Annotated in this window: 28 protein-coding genes; all 28 read left to right on the forward strand. The window is 37.2% G+C overall.

Annotation, left to right across the window (positions count from 1 at the left end; genetic code table 11):
* Window position 1: 1 nt before the first annotated feature.
* Window positions 2–421 (forward strand): 50S ribosomal protein L16, encoded by a 420-nt coding sequence (gene rplP, locus PHY73_04070; protein MDD3374883.1) that lies wholly within the window; start codon window positions 2–4, stop codon window positions 419–421.
* 14 nt (window positions 422–435) lie between these two features.
* A complete protein-coding gene (rpmC, locus tag PHY73_04075) occupies window positions 436–627 on the forward strand; it encodes a 50S ribosomal protein L29 (GenBank protein ID MDD3374884.1) in 192 nt (63 codons plus the stop codon).
* The gene (rpsQ, locus tag PHY73_04080; GenBank protein MDD3374885.1) at window positions 624–887 is read left to right on the forward strand and encodes a 30S ribosomal protein S17; all 264 of its coding nucleotides are present in this window, start codon (window positions 624–626) and stop codon (window positions 885–887) included. Before rpmC ends, rpsQ begins: the two co-directional genes overlap by 4 nt.
* The gene (rplN, locus tag PHY73_04085) at window positions 887–1,255 is read left to right on the forward strand and encodes a 50S ribosomal protein L14 (GenBank protein MDD3374886.1); all 369 of its coding nucleotides are present in this window, start codon (window positions 887–889) and stop codon (window positions 1,253–1,255) included. The genes rpsQ and rplN overlap by 1 nt, the downstream gene beginning before the upstream one ends.
* A gap of 4 nt (window positions 1,256–1,259) precedes the next feature.
* Window positions 1,260–1,568 (forward strand): 50S ribosomal protein L24, encoded by a 309-nt coding sequence (gene rplX / locus PHY73_04090; GenBank protein MDD3374887.1) that lies wholly within the window; start codon window positions 1,260–1,262, stop codon window positions 1,566–1,568.
* 1 nt (window position 1,569) lies between these two features.
* A complete protein-coding gene (gene rplE / locus PHY73_04095; protein ID MDD3374888.1) occupies window positions 1,570–2,115 on the forward strand; it encodes a 50S ribosomal protein L5 in 546 nt (181 codons plus the stop codon).
* A gap of 14 nt (window positions 2,116–2,129) precedes the next feature.
* On the forward strand, window positions 2,130–2,315 hold the full coding sequence (locus PHY73_04100; GenBank protein MDD3374889.1) for a type Z 30S ribosomal protein S14: 186 nt from the start codon (window positions 2,130–2,132) through the stop codon (window positions 2,313–2,315).
* A gap of 31 nt (window positions 2,316–2,346) precedes the next feature.
* Window positions 2,347–2,745, forward strand: a complete 399-nt coding sequence (rpsH, locus tag PHY73_04105) for a 30S ribosomal protein S8 (GenBank protein ID MDD3374890.1) — start codon at window positions 2,347–2,349, stop codon at window positions 2,743–2,745.
* A 7-nt stretch (window positions 2,746–2,752) separates the two neighbouring features.
* Window positions 2,753–3,292: a 50S ribosomal protein L6 gene (gene rplF / locus PHY73_04110; GenBank protein ID MDD3374891.1), complete on the forward strand. Its 540-nt coding sequence runs from the start codon at window positions 2,753–2,755 to the stop codon at window positions 3,290–3,292.
* Window positions 3,293–3,297: 5 nt separating this feature from the next.
* A complete protein-coding gene (gene rplR, locus PHY73_04115) occupies window positions 3,298–3,660 on the forward strand; it encodes a 50S ribosomal protein L18 (GenBank protein ID MDD3374892.1) in 363 nt (120 codons plus the stop codon).
* Window positions 3,661–3,932: 272 nt separating this feature from the next.
* Window positions 3,933–4,385 carry a 30S ribosomal protein S5 gene (rpsE, locus tag PHY73_04120; protein ID MDD3374893.1) on the forward strand — a complete coding sequence of 151 codons (453 nt, stop codon included), beginning with the start codon at window positions 3,933–3,935 and terminating at the stop codon, window positions 4,383–4,385.
* Window positions 4,372–4,824: a 50S ribosomal protein L15 gene (gene rplO / locus PHY73_04125; GenBank protein ID MDD3374894.1), complete on the forward strand. Its 453-nt coding sequence runs from the start codon at window positions 4,372–4,374 to the stop codon at window positions 4,822–4,824. The genes rpsE and rplO overlap by 14 nt, the downstream gene beginning before the upstream one ends.
* 8 nt (window positions 4,825–4,832) lie before the next feature.
* Complete coding sequence (gene secY / locus PHY73_04130) at window positions 4,833–6,182, forward strand: preprotein translocase subunit SecY (GenBank protein MDD3374895.1); 1,350 nt, start codon at window positions 4,833–4,835, stop codon at window positions 6,180–6,182.
* The gene (locus PHY73_04135) at window positions 6,179–6,865 is read left to right on the forward strand and encodes an adenylate kinase (protein ID MDD3374896.1); all 687 of its coding nucleotides are present in this window, start codon (window positions 6,179–6,181) and stop codon (window positions 6,863–6,865) included. Before secY ends, PHY73_04135 begins: the two co-directional genes overlap by 4 nt.
* Window positions 6,834–7,586, forward strand: a complete 753-nt coding sequence (gene map, locus PHY73_04140) for a type I methionyl aminopeptidase (protein MDD3374897.1) — start codon at window positions 6,834–6,836, stop codon at window positions 7,584–7,586. Before PHY73_04135 ends, map begins: the two co-directional genes overlap by 32 nt.
* Window positions 7,579–7,797: a translation initiation factor IF-1 gene (infA, locus tag PHY73_04145; GenBank protein MDD3374898.1), complete on the forward strand. Its 219-nt coding sequence runs from the start codon at window positions 7,579–7,581 to the stop codon at window positions 7,795–7,797. The genes map and infA overlap by 8 nt, the downstream gene beginning before the upstream one ends.
* Before the next feature lies 1 nt (window position 7,798).
* Window positions 7,799–7,912 carry a 50S ribosomal protein L36 gene (gene rpmJ, locus PHY73_04150; GenBank protein ID MDD3374899.1) on the forward strand — a complete coding sequence of 38 codons (114 nt, stop codon included), beginning with the start codon at window positions 7,799–7,801 and terminating at the stop codon, window positions 7,910–7,912.
* A 3-nt stretch (window positions 7,913–7,915) separates the two neighbouring features.
* Window positions 7,916–8,290 carry a 30S ribosomal protein S13 gene (rpsM, locus tag PHY73_04155; GenBank protein MDD3374900.1) on the forward strand — a complete coding sequence of 125 codons (375 nt, stop codon included), beginning with the start codon at window positions 7,916–7,918 and terminating at the stop codon, window positions 8,288–8,290.
* Window positions 8,291–8,301: 11 nt separating this feature from the next.
* The gene (rpsK, locus tag PHY73_04160) at window positions 8,302–8,703 is read left to right on the forward strand and encodes a 30S ribosomal protein S11 (protein ID MDD3374901.1); all 402 of its coding nucleotides are present in this window, start codon (window positions 8,302–8,304) and stop codon (window positions 8,701–8,703) included.
* A 17-nt stretch (window positions 8,704–8,720) separates the two neighbouring features.
* The gene (gene rpsD, locus PHY73_04165; protein MDD3374902.1) at window positions 8,721–9,347 is read left to right on the forward strand and encodes a 30S ribosomal protein S4; all 627 of its coding nucleotides are present in this window, start codon (window positions 8,721–8,723) and stop codon (window positions 9,345–9,347) included.
* A gap of 37 nt (window positions 9,348–9,384) precedes the next feature.
* On the forward strand, window positions 9,385–10,377 hold the full coding sequence (locus PHY73_04170) for a DNA-directed RNA polymerase subunit alpha (GenBank protein ID MDD3374903.1): 993 nt from the start codon (window positions 9,385–9,387) through the stop codon (window positions 10,375–10,377).
* Between the two features lie 15 nt (window positions 10,378–10,392).
* Window positions 10,393–10,980, forward strand: a complete 588-nt coding sequence (gene rplQ / locus PHY73_04175) for a 50S ribosomal protein L17 (protein ID MDD3374904.1) — start codon at window positions 10,393–10,395, stop codon at window positions 10,978–10,980.
* Window positions 10,981–10,993: 13 nt separating this feature from the next.
* Window positions 10,994–12,160 (forward strand): pyridoxal phosphate-dependent aminotransferase, encoded by a 1,167-nt coding sequence (locus PHY73_04180; protein MDD3374905.1) that lies wholly within the window; start codon window positions 10,994–10,996, stop codon window positions 12,158–12,160.
* A 9-nt stretch (window positions 12,161–12,169) separates the two neighbouring features.
* Window positions 12,170–13,234 carry a type IV pilus twitching motility protein PilT gene (locus PHY73_04185; protein MDD3374906.1) on the forward strand — a complete coding sequence of 355 codons (1,065 nt, stop codon included), beginning with the start codon at window positions 12,170–12,172 and terminating at the stop codon, window positions 13,232–13,234.
* A gap of 12 nt (window positions 13,235–13,246) precedes the next feature.
* The gene (locus tag PHY73_04190; GenBank protein ID MDD3374907.1) at window positions 13,247–14,335 is read left to right on the forward strand and encodes an isocitrate/isopropylmalate dehydrogenase family protein; all 1,089 of its coding nucleotides are present in this window, start codon (window positions 13,247–13,249) and stop codon (window positions 14,333–14,335) included.
* A 21-nt stretch (window positions 14,336–14,356) separates the two neighbouring features.
* Window positions 14,357–15,025: a lipoyl(octanoyl) transferase LipB gene (gene lipB / locus PHY73_04195; protein ID MDD3374908.1), complete on the forward strand. Its 669-nt coding sequence runs from the start codon at window positions 14,357–14,359 to the stop codon at window positions 15,023–15,025.
* Between the two features lie 4 nt (window positions 15,026–15,029).
* On the forward strand, window positions 15,030–15,278 hold the full coding sequence (locus tag PHY73_04200) for a hypothetical protein (protein ID MDD3374909.1): 249 nt from the start codon (window positions 15,030–15,032) through the stop codon (window positions 15,276–15,278).
* Window positions 15,265–16,149: hypothetical protein (locus PHY73_04205; GenBank protein MDD3374910.1), on the forward strand; the 885-nt coding region annotated here is incomplete at its 3' end. The genes PHY73_04200 and PHY73_04205, both read left to right, overlap by 14 nt.

The following is a 16,149-nucleotide window of genomic DNA, read 5'->3' on the forward strand; positions in this document are numbered from 1 at the left end:
TATGCTTTTAATGCCAAGAAAAGTTAAGTTTCGAAAAGCTCAAAAAGGTAAGAATCGCGGTATTGCGGTAAGAGGAAGTCGTTTGACTTTTGGTGAATATGGGCTTAAGGCGTTGGAAAACGGCCTGATTCGGGCCAATCATGTTGAGACAGCACGTATTACTGTTGCTCGAAAAATGAAGGGCGTTGGAAAACTTTGGATTAACATTTTTCCATCAAAGCCAGTTACTAAAAAGCCAGCAGAAACACGTCAAGGAAAAGGAAAAGGGGACCTTGATCACTGGGTTTGCCCTGTGAAGCGAGGAAAAATTCTTTTTGAAATTGGTGGCGTTCCAGAAAATTTTGCAAAAACCATTTTCCGTTTAGTTGCATTTAAAATGCCAGTTCGAACAAAATTTGTTTCGCGTTCAGGACAGGTTTAATAAAGGTAAGTGTCATGAATACAAAAGATTTAAGAGCTTTAGATATCGAAGAGCTAATTCAAAAAGAAAAAGTAATTAAAAAAGAATTATTCGGCCTAAATTATCAAAGAAAATTTGGAAAGGTTGAAAAACCTGCAAGATTTAGTTTGCTAAGAAAAGATGTGGCACGAATTAAAACTGTTTTAAAGGAAAGAAAAACGCAATGACCGAAAGAGCGAATAGAAGAAAAGTAATGACCGGTACGGTTATCAGCAATAAGATGGACAAAACGTGCGTTGTTCAGATTTCTTGGCATGCTAAACATAAGAAATATCTTAAGCCTGTTAAACGATCTCAGAAATACAAAACTCATGATGAAAAGAATGAAACGCAACCAGGAAATCTTGTTGAAATCATGGAAACACGACCCCTTTCAAAAGACAAGCGTTGGATCCTTAAGAAAATTCTAAAGAAAGAAGTTGAATAATGATTTATATGGGAACAATTTTAAATGTTGCGGATAATTCAGGAGCACGCAAAGCGTCTTTTATAGGCGTTTTAAATGCTCATGGTCGGCGTTCTGCTCAGGTTGGCGAAATGGTGCGTGTGAATATTAAAGAATCGGCTCCTAGGGCTGGAATTAAAAAAGGTGAAGTTGTTAAGGCTGTTATTGTTCGACAAAAATTCCCTGTACGCCGCGTTGACGGAACATATGTTAAATTTGATAGCAATGCAGTTGTCATTGTTGACGACAACGGTAATCCAAAAGGAACACGTGTTTTTGGACCAGTTGCTCGAGAATTAAGAAATATGGATTATATGAAAATTGTTTCACTAGCGCCAGAGGTTGTGTAAGATGATAAAAATTAAGAAAAACGATATTGTTGAAATAATTGCTGGAAAAGATAAAGGGAAAAAAGGAAAAGTTTTGCGTGTTTTTCCAAAAATTCAGAAGGCAGTTGTTGAAAATATTAATATCATAAAGAAAGCAAGACGCAAAACTCAGGAAGATCAAAAAGGTGGTATTGTTGAAATTGAGACACCGCTTAATTTGAGCAATCTGATGCTTGTGTGCAAACAGTGCAGTAAACGAATTCGGACGAAGATTTCAGTTCTTAAAGATGGAGCAAAAATTCGTGAATGCAAAAAGTGTGGAGCGGCAAATTAAAATGAAACCAAGACTTTTAGATCGATATCAACAAGAAATAGTTCCAAAGATTCAGGAAAAGTTTGAAATTAAGAATAAAATGGCTGTTCCTTGTTTAGAGAAAATTGTTGTTAATATGGGGGTTGGCGAAGCGGTTGCAGATATTAAGATTCTTGAAGCTGCGGTTAAGGATTTAGGCATGATTGTTGGACAAAAACCGATTATTCGACGTTCTAAGAAGGCAATTTCTAATTTTAAATTACGAGAAGGGTTACCAGTTGGATGCAAGGTTACGTTAAGAAAGTTTAAAATGTATGAATTTCTTGATCGTCTTTTAAATATTGCACTTCCTCGAATTCGTGATTTTAATGGAGTTTCAAGGAAATCTTTTGATAAATCAGGAAATTATACGCTAGGCATTACTGACCAGTCAATTTTTCCTGAGGTTGAGCTGGACCAAATTCAAAGAGTGCAAGGAATGGATATCACGCTTGTTTTTAATCATGGCCCTCAAGAGCAAACATTTGAGATTTTGACTCTCCTGGGGATGCCTTTTAGAAAGAATTAAGAGGAAAATTTAATATGGCAAAAAAGGCATTAAGAATAAGAGAAGCAAGACCGCCGAAGTTTCCAACGCGTCAGCACAATCGATGCGTGTTGTGTGGTCGACCAAAAGGATATTTAAGACGTTTTGGTATTTGCCGAATTTGTTTTCGGGAGCTCGCTTGGAAAGGCGAAATTCCTGGTGTAAAGAAAGCAAGTTGGTAATTAGAGATCGCAATTAGAGAGGAAAATATATATGTCATTATCAGATCCTATTAGTAACATGTTAACTAGTATTCGCAATGCGGTACAGGTTAAAAAAGAAACAGTTGATGTCCCTGCATCAAAAATTTCTGAGAAGATTTTAGAGATTTTTAAAGAGGATGGATATATTGAAGAATTTCGGCTATTGAAAGATAGTGTGCAGGGAACGATTAAAATTTATCTAAAATATGAAAAAAATAAGAAACCGTTTATTATTGGGCTAAAACGAATTTCAAAACCAGGGTTAAGAGTTTATGCAACGCATGACAAAATTCCAAGAGTTTTAAATGGTTTGGGATCAGCTGTGATTTCAACATCTAAAGGCGTAATGGACGATCGTCAAGCTCGAGAGCTTAAAGTTGGCGGAGAAGTTTTGTGTTACATTTGGTAGGAGAAATATGTCAAGAATAGGAAAGAAAACAATTGTTGTTCCTAAAGGCGTAAAAGTTGCTGTTAATGGTGACAACGTCTTTGTCGAAGGATCAAAGGGAAAGCTTACTCTTGAAATTCCTTTTGGAATTTCTGTTGAAAGCAAAGATGAGAAAATCTTTGTTAATCGAAAATCTGATATTAAGCAGGATCGATCAAATCATGGGACAATTCGAGCTCGGATAGTCAACATGATGACGGGTGTTTCTACCGGACATAAGAAAAAACTTGAGATTCAAGGAATTGGTTTTCGAGCGCAGATCCAGGGCCAGAAGATTGTGCTAAATCTTGGATTTAGCCATCCAGTTGAATTTGTTGTTCCAAACGAAATCCAAGTTAAAGCGATAACCCCGACAGAGCTTGAATTTGAATCGATTGATAATGTTTCTTTGGGAAATATTGTTGCAAAGATTAGAAAGATTAAGCCACCAGAGCCTTACAAGGGAAAAGGTATACGATATTCAGGGGAAATTGTTAAACGCAAACAAGGAAAATCTGTTACAAAGTAATTAAAATGATTAATACAAAAGAACAAAAAAGAGTTTTACGTCACAAAAGGATTAGTAAAAAAGTTCAAGGGACTTCGCAAGTGCCAAGAATGTGTATTCACCGGAGCTTAAAGAATATGTCTGTGTCTTTAGTTGATGATGTTGAGAGAAAAACATTAATTGGAATGTCAACTGCGCATAAAGATATAAAGGGTAATCTAAAGACTTGTGGAAATATTAAAGGGGCAACTATTTTAGGAGAAGCTTTTTCTACAAGAGCTAAGGAAAAAGGAATTAAAAAGGTATGTTTTGATCGCGGCGGCTATCTTTATCACGGACGTGTAAAGGCTTTTGCTGAGGCGGCAAGAAAAGGTGGACTGGAGTTCTAATGACTGAAGATAAAAATATAAAAAAAGATGTTGAGCAAGAAAATCTAGAAGAAAAAGTTCAGGAGAGTCTTTCTGTGGAAGAAAAAGAAGTCAAATCTGAAACTTCGTCCACAGACAAAAAACCTGCTGATTCAACTGCTGCCGAAGAAACTACTGTTCCTGAAAGTGAAAATAAAGGTCCAGAGCCTAAAGATTCTTCAAGAGATTTTTCTGATAGAAAAAAGAAAAAATGGACTAAGCCAGCTAAAAGACAGCAAGATGATTCTGGATTTATTGAAAAAGTTATTGCTATTAATCGTGTCACAAAAGTCACAAAGGGTGGAAAGAAAATGTCTTTTAGCGCTCTTGTTGTTGTTGGCGATGGTAAAGGAAAAGTTGGGTATTATTTAGGAAAAGCACCTGAAGTTGCAACGGCTATTCAAAAGTCAATGCGTGTTGCTAAGAAAAATTTGCTTGATATTTCTGTGCGCAAGGGAACAATTTCTCATGAAATTATCGGCCGATGCGGAGGAGCGACTGTTTTATTAAAGCCGGCATCAGAAGGTACTGGTGTTATTGCGGCAGGTCCAGTACGTGCAGTTTGTGATGCATCTGGGATTAGAAATATCCTAACAAAATGTCATAGGTCAAATAATCCGATTAATATTGTTAAGGCGACAGTTGATGGCTTAACTCGATTGAAACCGTTTAAAGAAATTGGAGAAGTGCCAAGTGTTTCTGCATGAAATAGGTAAGCCTAAAGGGGCGCGAAAAAAGAAAAGAATTGTAGGTCGTGGTCAGGGATCTGGTAGGGGAAAAACTGCTGGCCGAGGAGAAAATGGTCAAAAATCTCGTTCTGGACGCTCTATTATTCATGGACTTGAAGGTGGACAAATGCCTTTGATTCGCCGGCTTCCAAAGGTCGGATTTAGAGTAAGAAATCCTCGTATTTATCAGCTTGTTAATCTTGCCAGTCTTTCTAAGGTTAAAGAAGGAACGGTGGTTAGTCCAGAGTTCTTAAAGGAAAAAGGATTGATTAAAAGTAGCTCTAAGCGAGTAAAGATTCTAGGCGTTGGTGAGGTTTCAAAACCTTTAACAGTTCAAGTTCATGCTCTTTCGAAGTCTGCTGAAGAAAAAATTGTCAAAGCAGGCGGAAAAATCGAACCAATTAAGAAAAAAATATAGAGATTTTTATGCTAAAAGCATTTTCGAATTGTTTTAAAATACCTGATTTAAGAAAAAAGATTCTTTTTACATTAGTTATTATCTTTGCTTATCGTGTTGGATGTCATATTCCGACTCCAGGAGTTAATGGTTCGATATTAGCAGAGTTTTTTCGTCGGATTAATGAATCTTCAGGCGGTGGAACGATCTTTGGCATGATGAATATGTTTTCTGGTGGCGCTTTGCAGAAGATGACAGTATTTTCTTTAGGGATTATGCCGTATATTTCAAGTTCCATTATTATGCAGCTTTTGACAGCCGTCATTCCAGCCTTAGAGAAATTGTCTAAAGAAGGCCAGGCTGGATATCAGAAAATAAATCAATATACACGATATGGAACACTTGGTTTAGCAATTGTGCAATCTTATTTTATTGCCTTATGGTTAGAGAGCCCGCAAGCGTTTCAAGGGTTGCAAGTTGTTAATGATCCAGGTTGGGCATTTCGCCTTACAACCGTTTTAACTCTTGCATCTGGTACAGTTCTTTTGATGTGGCTTGGAGAACAAATTCAAGAAAAAGGAATTGGACAAGGCATTTCGCTTGTTATTGCAGCTGGTATTTTATCTCGTGCGCCAGATGCGATTAAGACATTGATTGTATTATTGTCACCTAAAACAGCATCGATGAGGCAGATTCAGCCATTGACCTTGCTTTTGATGATAGGATTTTTAGTTGGTGTTATCTTTTCAATTACTTTAATTACGCAAGGACAACGTCGAATCCCTGTGCAATACGCACGCCGTATTGTTGGAAGAAAAGTTTATGGTGGGCAAAGTACTTATATTCCTTTGAAGGTTGATACAGCTGGTATTATTGCGATTATTTTTGCACAATCAATTTTACTTTTTCCAGCAACTTTAGCAAGTTTTATTCCGCATCAAGGGTTGCAATCATTTGCAAGCTTTTTTATGCGTGGACATGCGGCATATTATTTTTTATATGGATTATTGATTATCTTTTTCTGTTATTTTTATACAGCGATTGTTTTTAATCCGGTTGATGTTGCTGAGAATATGAAAAAGCACGGGGGATTTATTCCTGGTGTTCGACCAGGAGTGCCAACGGCTGATTTCTTAGATTTTGTTATGACGCGTATTACTTTAGCTGGTGCATTCTTTATGTGTGTGATTGCGGTTATGCCGGATGCTATTATGGCATTTTTTAAAGTTCCATATTTGGTTGCATCATTTTTTGGTGGAACGGGTATTTTGATTATCGTTGGTGTTATGCTTGACACGGTTAAGCAGATGGAGTCGCAACTTTTAATGAGACATTATGATGGATTTATGAAAACAGGGCATCTGAGAGGGCGAAAATGAGATTAATCTTATTAGGGGCGCCAGGTGCAGGTAAGGGAACGCAAGCAAAGCTTTTAGAAAAAGTTTTGAATTTAAAGCATGTTTCGATGGGCGATATTTTAAGAGAAGAAATGAAGAACTGCACGCCTCTCGGACAAGAAGTAAAAAGTTTTGTTGAGAGTGGTGGTCTTGTTCCAGATGATGTTGTCACGCGCATTATTGAAAATCGGTTAAAAGATAAAACATTTGCACCAAATGGATATCTTTTGGATGGATTTCCAAGAACAAAGCAGCAGGCTCAAGATTTAGATGCAATTGTTGAAAGTTTGTGTCAGCCGATTGATTATGTTGTTTGCATGGAAGTTGATAGCGAAATTGTCATTCAACGATTAACAGGCCGTCGGGTTTGCAGAAGTTGTGGAGCTCTTTATCATACTGTTAATATGCCATCTAAAAAAGAGGGTGTTTGTGATTCTTGTGATGGTGAATTATATCAGCGAGTGGATGACAATGAAGAAACAATTCGTAAGAGAATTAATGTTTATTTAGAAAATACTGCACCAATTGTTGAATATTATCAAGCGAAGGGAATTCTTTTAAAGGCAGATGGAAACCAAGAGGCAAATCGCTTGAAGGATTATTTGTTAGAAATATTTAAAAAAGACGGAAAAATTGATACTTTTAAAATCAAAGCAGGAAATTGAAAAAATGCGCAGAGCCGGCAAGGCTCTTGCTTCTGTTATTCAAGATTTAAAAAGTTCTTTGAAAGTGGGGATGACAACCCTTGAGATAGATAAGATCGCTGAGCAATTAATTGACCGAAAAAAAGCAGCGCCAGCGTTTAAGGGCTATCGTGGTTTTCCGGCAACGGCATGTATTTCTGTTAACGAAGAAATTGTTCATGGGATTCCAAGCAATCGGGTTGTTAAAGATGGTGACATTGTGAGCATTGATATGGGACTTGTTTTAGATGGATGGTTTTCTGATTCTGCATTTACAATTGGATTTGGGGATTTAGACGAAATAAAACAAAAGCTTATTGATGTAACCGAACAATCTTTATATAAGGGAATCGAGCAGGCTAAAGCAAGAAATTATCTCTCTGATATTGGATTTGCGATTCAAAGTTTTGTAGAACCTTTTGGATTTTCCGTTGTTCGAGATTTTGTTGGCCATGGCATTGGAAGGTCTTTGCATGAAGAGCCAGAGGTTCCTAATTTTGGTTTACCGAGATCTGGTCCCACTTTGCAGGAAGGAATGGTTTTTGCAATTGAACCAATGATCAATTTAGGCACATACAGGACAAAGATTTTAGATGATAAATGGACGGTTGTAACGCTTGACAAGAAACCATCAGCTCATTTTGAACACACAGTTGTTGTTACAGCCAATGGCCCAGAAATATTAACGAAAATAAATGGCTAAAGAAGAACTAATAGAGGTTGAAGGAATCATCAAAGAGGCGCTGCCGAATGCTATGTTTCAGGTAGAGCTTGAAAACGGGCATAAGGTGTTGGCTCATATTTCAGGAAAAATGCGAGTGCATTTTATTCGTTTGCTTCCAGGAGATAAGGTGAAAGTTGAGCTTTCTCCGTATGATCTAACAAGAGGACGAATTACCTATAGGGAAAAATAAAATGAAAGTAAAATCTTCTGTTAAAAGAATTTGTAATAATTGCAAAGTCGTTCGACGCAAGAACGTTGTTAGAGTTATTTGTACAAATCCAAAACATAAACAAAGACAAGGATAAGTTATGCCAAGAATTTTAGGTGTTGATCTTCCAAAAGAAAAGCGAATTGAAGCGGCATTGCCGTATCTTTATGGGGTTGGGCCAAAGAATTGCTTAAAGATTTTAGAACAAGCCCAAATTGATAAGAATAGAAGAGCTAAAGATTTAACGGAAGAAGAAGTTTCGAGAATTACGCTGATTATTCAGAAAGATTATCGAATTGAAGGTGATTTGCGAAGAGACGTGGCGCAAAATATCCGACGGTTAATTGATATTGGTTCTTATAGAGGACTCCGCCATAAAAGGGGGCTACCTGCGCGAGGGCAAAGAACAAAAACAAATGCAAGAACTCGCAAAGGGAAAAAGAAAGTCATGATGTCAATGCCTTCTAAAAAATAAAAGGAGAAAAGATGGCGAAACTACCGATAAAGAAAAAAGATAAAGCAAAAAAGAAAGCACTTAAGGGCGTTAGTAGCGGTGCTGTTCATATTAAAGCTAGTTTTAATAATACAATCGTTGCTATCACCGATATGCAGGGCAACGTAATTGTTTCTTCAAGCCCGGGTCATGTTGGATTTAAAGGGTCAAAAAAGTCAACGCCGTTTGCTGCTCAAATCGCTGCGTCTAATGCTGCTAAAAAAGCGAAAGAGCTTGGCATTGAAACTGTTGAAGTTTATGTTAAAGGTCCTGGAGCTGGACGCGAATCTGCGATTCGAGCTGTTTCAGCGGCAGGATTGAAAATAACAATAATTCGCGATGTTACGCCTGTGCCGCACAATGGATGTCGGCCACGTAAAAAACGTAGAGTTTAAAAAGGGAGTTATTAATAATGGCAAGAGATTTAGAGGCTAGTTGCCGAAAGTGTCGACGAGAAGGAGAAAAGCTATTCTTAAAAGGAGCTCGCTGCCATACTCATCGATGTGCAGTTGCTCGACGAGAATATCCGCCTGGTCAACATGGGCAAAGACGCACTAAAATGTCAAATTTTGGTTTACAGCTTAGAGAAAAGCAAAAGACCAAAAGAATATATGGTATTTTAGAGAAACAATTTAGAGGGTATTTTGAGAAGGCTGCTAAAACCAAAGGTGTTACAGGCCATATTTTACTTCAATTTCTAGAAAGACGTCTTGATAATGTTGTTTATCGTATGGGGTTTGCAGCGTCTCGAAAACAGGCGCGTCAAATTGTAAATCATGCCTATACTCATGTGAATGGTAAAAGAGTCAATATTCCTTCTTTCTTGATTAAAAAGGGAGATGAAGTTGAGCTATGTTTTAAGAAAAAAGGTGAGAAGCTTGTACGAGAAAATATCGAGACATCCAAGGTTCGCGCTGTTCCTGCTTGGGTGAGTGTTGAAGACCAAAAGGTTAAAGGGAAGGTGTTGCGATTGCCGGAACGTGAAGACATTGAGTTTCCGATCAACGAACAGTTAATCGTCGAGCTTTATTCTCGATAATTTATTTAGATTATTTAATATAATGTAGGAGGAATACATGGGTGTCAAGTGGAGAGATTTCCAAATGCCAAAACGGCTAGAGTGTGATGAATCAAGCTATACCGATACATATGGTAAGTTTATCGCTGAGCCATTTGAAAGAGGGTATGGAGTTACTTTAGGTAATTCACTTCGAAGAATTTTATTGTCCTCTTTAGAAGGCAGTGCTGTTACTTCGATTCGCATTGATGGCGTTCAGCATGAATTTTCAACAATTCCGGGCGTTTTAGAGTCAGTTGTTGATATTATTCTTAATATTAAGCAGCTTATTCTTCGGTCGCATTCTAAGGTTGCTAAAACAATTTATATTAAAGTTGATAAAAAGGGTGAGGTTCGCGCTAAGGATATTATTTGTGATGAAACTGTTGAAGTATTGAATCCAGAGTTGCTTATTTTAACATTAACGCAGGATGTAAAATTCAGTATGGAGATGGAAGTTTCTCGTGGACGCGGATATGTTCCTTCTGATGCTAACAAAAAAGCAGATGCTGCTGTTGGGACGATTGCTGTTGATTCAATTTTTACACCAATTGTAAAGGTCAATTTTCTTGTTGAAAATACTCGTGTTGGACAAAAAACAGATTATGATAAATTGATTTTAGAAATTGTTACGAATGGCGGCGTTAATCCAAAAGAAGCGTTGCTTTATGGTGCAAATATTTTACAAAGACATCTAGATGTCTTTGTTAGTTACGGTCAGCTTCCTGAAGAAGAGGAGGAAGAGGAAGAGGTTTCTGCAGAGGAAAAAGTACTTTACGAAAAATTACGTCTTCCGATTTCTGAGTTAGAGCTTTCTGTTAGAAGTTCAAATTGTTTGCGAGAGTCAAACATTAAGACGATTGCGGACTTAGTTCGCAGAACTGAATCGGAACTTTTAGGATTTCGAAATTTTGGTAAGAAATCGCTAACAGAAATCGGTGAAATTCTAAAGGCTATGGGCTTAGACCTTGGCATAAAGATTGACTTGAAGAAATTGAGACAAAAAGACTAAAAATAAAAGGGCCATATGAGACACGGTAAATCAGGAAAAACATTCGGACGAAACTCTGCCTTGCGTAAAGCAACGGTTAGAGATATTGCAAAGGCAACGTTGCTCAAAGGAAGAATACAGACAACTCTTGTTAAAGCTAAAGAATCTCGAAAGCTTGTCGATAAGCTTATTACATTTGGAAAAAAAGGAACATTAGCAGCAAAACGAAACGCATATGCCATTTTATGTAATCATCGATTGGTAAGCAAATTATTTGATGAGATTGCACCTCTTTTTAAGAATCGGCAAGGTGGCTACACGCGTGTTATTCGTCTTGCGAAAAATAGACGAGGCGATAATGCGACGGTTGCAATTTTAGAGCTTACTGAAAAAGCAGAAGTTATTTCTGAAAAGAAAGAAAAACCTAAAGGCAAAGGTATCAAGGTAGAAAAAGACGATCATTCGAAGGTTGAAAAAACAACTTCTTTAAAAGGTGCTGAGAAAGAAAAGCCTGCAAAAAAGAAAGCAGAGAACAGCAAGCCTTCTGATAAAGTCAAAGAAAAGTCTTCTACAAAAGTTGCTAGGGGAATTAAGAAAATCTTCAGAAAAGATACTGAAAAGTAAAGGATATTTTGTTATGCCTGTTTCTCGAAGAGCAAAGAGCGTTGAAGGGTCATCAACATTGGCTATTACTGCTCGAGCAAAAGAGCTTAAAGCTCAAGGGCATGATGTTGTTAATTTCGCTGCTGGTGAGCCTGATTTTGATACACCAGATTTTATTAAAAATGCAGCTATTGAAGCCATTAAAAATGGATTTACAAAATACACTCCTAGCATTGGCACTCTTGATTTAAGAAAAGCGATTGCCAAGAAATTCAAAATAGATAATAATATTTCTTATGATCCTGTAACACAGATTGTTGTTTCTTGTGGTGCAAAACATTGCTTGTATAATTTAATGCAGGCGCTCGTTGAGCAGGGTGATGAGGTTTTGATTCCTTCGCCCTACTGGGTCAGCTATCCTGAAATGGTAAAGTTGGCAGGGGCAACGGCAAAGTTTTTAGAAACATTTTCTGATAATGATTTTAAAATTACGCCAGAACAGTTAGAAGAAAATATTTCTCCAAGCACGAAACTTCTTATTTTAAATTCTCCTTCAAATCCGACGGGGACAGTATATTCTAAAACAGAATTGATGGGGATTGCTGAAGTATGCGTTAAGAGAAATATTTTTGTTGTTAGTGATGAAATTTACGAGAAATTATGTTATACAGATGAACCATATACATCGTTTGCTTCTTTGAATAAAGATATTTATGATTTGACTATAACAGTCAACGGTGTTTCAAAAGCTTATTCAATGACAGGATGGCGTATTGGATATTTTGGGGCATCAAAAGAAATTGTTGAGAATGTCAAGAAGATTCAAGATCACTCAACCTCTAATCCAACATCGATTAGCCAAGTTGCAGCACTCGCAGCTCTGAATGCACCAGCGGCGAGCCTTGATGAAATGAAGAAAGAGTTTATTAAAAGGCGAGATGTAATCTTGAAATGCCTAGATAAGGTTCCTGAAATTAGTTATATTTATCCTAAGGGCGCGTTTTATGTCTTTTGTGATATTAGCAAATTTAAAGAAGATTCTGTTTCAATTGCTAAAGAAGTTTTAGATGTAACAGATGTTGCGTGTATTCCTGGAAAAGGATTTGGAGCGGATCAATATTTAAGATTAAGTTTTGCAACTTCTACTGAGCGTATCGAGGAAGGCATCCGTCGCATTGCGGACTGGGCCAAAAAAAGATAGGAAGGAATTATGGGAAAAGTAACAGATATTCGAGAATTATTGCTTTTAGCGATTGAAAAGAAAGCTTCAGATCTCCATCTTACTGAAGATACTCCGCCTGTTTTGCGCTTAGACGGTGCATTAGTTGTCACAGATATAGATCCACTAGACAAAGACACATTAAAAAAGATGATTTATGGTCTTTTGACAGATGATCAGAAAGAGCAATTCGAAAAGAGGCTTGAGCTTGATTTCTCAATTGCAATTCCTGGGCTTGATCGATTTCGTGCGAATGTACACGTGCAAAGAGGATGTGTTGAAATGGCGCTAAGGCGCATTCCGCTTTTTATTCCAAGTCTTGATGATCTTGGTCTTCCTGATGTTATTCGTGATTTTGCTAAGCGAACGACAGGTCTTGTTTTAGTTACAGGTCCAACTGGTGCAGGAAAGACAACGACTCTTTCTGCGATGATTGATATGATTAACAATGAGCGAGCTAATCTCATTATTTGTATTGAAGATCCTATTGAATATATTCATTATAACAAAATGTCTGTCATTAAGCAGCGAGAAGTCTATAATGATACTCATTCATTTGCTGAAGCATTAAAAAGATGTTTGCGCCAAGATCCTGATGTTATTGTTGTTGGAGAAATGCGAGACCTTGAAACAATTTCAACTGCGCTTACAGCGGCAGAAACAGGTCATCTGGTTTTAGCGACATTGCATACACCGGATGCGCCTCAAACGATTGAGCGTATTATTGACGTATTTCCTCCGCATCAACAAGAACAGGTTAAATTGCAGCTTGCATCTTGTTTAGCAGGTGTTGTTTCGCAAAATTTACTTCCAAGAAAAGATGGAAAAGGACGCATTCTTGCAACTGAAGTTATGGTTGCGACTCCAGGTATCCGACATCTTATTCGTGAGCAAGCAATTGAGCAAATTCCAACGGCAATTCAGACAGGCCAGAAATATGGAATGAAGACAATGGATAAGTCTTTGCAGGAGATGTGCCAAGCAGGTATTATTTCTTATGAGACAGCTATCGCTCGCGCAAAAAATCCAGAAGAATTTAATCGTTTAGCTGTATAGGAGAGAATGTCCATGGCTTATAATGTAACATTGCTTCCAGGCGATGGTATCGGTCCAGAAGTTTCATGTGCAATGAAGAAATGCGTTGATTCAACGGGTGTTGATATTCATTGGGATGAGCAGATTGTTGGATCATATGCTATTAAAGAGTATGGAACTCCGTTGCCAGAAAAAGTTTTTGAATCTATTCGAAAGAATAAGGTTGCCATTAAGGGTCCGATCGAAACTCCTGTTGGCAAAGGATTTCGTTCTGTTAATGTTCAGCTGCGTCAAGAATTAGATCTATTTGCGTGTGTTCGTCCGGCAAGATATATTGAAGGGACAAAATCGATTGCAAAAGATTTGAATTTAATCATTTTTCGAGAAAATACTGAAGATTTGTATGCTGGAATTGAATTTGAAAAAGGTCAAAAAGAAACTTTAGATTTGATTAAAAAAATTAACGGTTTGCAGCCAAGGGAGATTCGAGATGATGCAGCTATTTCTATAAAGCCAATTTCTGTTTATGCGTCAAAACGAATTATAAAATTTGCATTTGATTATGCTGTTGAGCACAAGCGAAAGAAAGTTTCCTTGGTTCACAAAGCAAACATTATGAAGTTCACAGATGGCTTGTTTTTAAAAATTGGGCGTGAACTTGCTGAAGAATATAAAGAAAAAGTTGATTTTGAAGATGTTATCGTTGACAATATGTGCATGCAACTTGTTCAGCGACCCGGTCATTACGATGTTCTTGTTTTACCGAATCTTTATGGCGACATTGTTTCAGATTTATGTGCTGGTTTAGCTGGCGGCCTTGGCATTGCCCCGGGTGCAAATATTGGAGATGGTATCGCTTTATTTGAGCCGGTGCATGGGTCTGCGCCAAAATATGCAGGAAAAAACAAGGTTAATCCAACGGCAACAATTTTATCTGGCGTGATGATGCTTGATTATTTAAATGAAAAACAAGCAGCGCGAAAGCTTGAGAAAGCAATCATGGATATTATTCGTGAAGGCAAAGATGTTACGTATGATTTAAAGAAGAGTAGAGAGGATTTAGCAGCTGTAGGGACTCAAGAAATGGCAGATGCGATTTGTCGACGAGTTAGAGAGCTTTAATTTGCATTTTAAAATTATTTGATGAATTCAGCAATTCAATATTCTCGCAATATTATATGTAAGGTTACAGATTTAGGAGTTGTTCGATACCAGCAAGCGTATCAAGTTCAAAAAAAAGCACTCACAAAAGCAATTGCTCAAGCTTCTTGTGAGATTTTTTTATGTGAACATTGTCCTGTTATTACTTTGGGACGTTTATCGAATGAAAATAATATTTTGTTAGATCCAAAAGAAGTGATGAAAAAAGGAATTGAAATTTTGAAAGTTGATCGTGGAGGTGATGTTACTTTTCATACACCTGGACAGCTTGTCGTGTATCCTATTTTTTGTCTCAACTATTTCGGAAAAGATCTAAAATTATTTATTTTTAATCTTGAGCAGGTCGTTATTGATTTATTGGGATATTTTGGTATATTGGCTAGTAGGATTAAGGGCCATACAGGCGTTTGGGTTGGACCTAAGAAGATTGCTTCGATTGGTATTGGAGTTCAGAAATGGGTTTCTTTTCATGGGCTTGCCTTAAATGTAACTACGCATCTAAAAGATTTTTTAATTATTAAGCCATGTGGTCTTAGCGTTGAAATGACGTCTATGGAAAATGAAGCAGGAAAGCAGTTTGCAATGAAAGATATTAAAAGACAGATTGTTTTAAGTTTTAAAAATATTTTTAACCTAGAAATTCTATCTTAAGATAATGATAAAAATTAATGTTCCATTTTTGGGTGAAGGGATTGAAGATGTGACGGTTTCGGCCTGGTATTCCAAGGAAGGCGATTTGATTGAAATCGATCAGGATTTAGTTGAAGTTTCTGCAGACAAAGCAATTTTCAATATTGAATCTGACCGAAAGGGAATATTGAAACAAATTATTATTTCTGAGGGTAAATCTGCTAAAATTGGAGAAACGCTTGCTATCATAGAGGAATATCATGGAAAATCCTAGAATACTTTTAATGCACATCACAAAAACATCGGGTCACCATAGAGCGACCATGGCAATTGAGAATGCATTGAAGATTGTAAATCCTAGTATCGAAACGATGAATATTAATGGGTTTGCTTACGTGTATCCTATTTTAGAAAAGATTGTTAATCGAGCTTACATGAGCGTTATTAAGCGGCGTCCAAAAATTTGGGATTACCTTTACGATAATCCTGTTTTTATTAGTCGAACTGGTAATATTAAAAAGATTTTAAATAGCGCGAAGCATCCAAAGCTTGCGCGACTTTTTAATCGTTTTCAACCTGATTGCGTTGTTTGCTCTCAGGCTTTTCCTTGTGGTATGGTGGGCGACTTTAAGAAGCGGTACAAATATCCAGTTAAACTTATAGGTGTTCTTACAGATTTTGCACCGCATCATTATTGGCTTCATGACGAAGTTGATTATTATATTGTTCCAACGAAAGAAGCGCAGGATCGTCTGATTTTAGATGGCATTGCCAAAGAAAAAATTAAGCTTTTTGGCATCCCTATTGATCCAAGATTTAATACGCCTGTTCCGGTTAAAGAGGTTGCTGATAAATTAGGATTTGATTTAGGTGTTCCAACCATTTTGATTATGGGTGGAGGCCAGGGGCTAGGGCCTATTCGATCTATTGTTTCGAGTCTTGCAGAGCTAGATTTTAATTTTCAACTTATTGTTTTAGCCGGTACAAATAAAAAGATTTTAAAAAAGCTTAAAAAGATTCGTTTTCCAAATAAGCAAAAAATAAGAATTTTCCCTCACGTGAACAATGTTAATGAGTTGATGGATATATCAACGATAATTGTTACAAAGCCTGGTGGAATGACAACAGCTAGATCGGAAGAGCAC

Source organism: Candidatus Omnitrophota bacterium, assembly GCA_028693815.1.
Lineage (GTDB): Bacteria > Omnitrophota > Gorgyraeia > Zapsychrales > Aceulaceae > Aceula.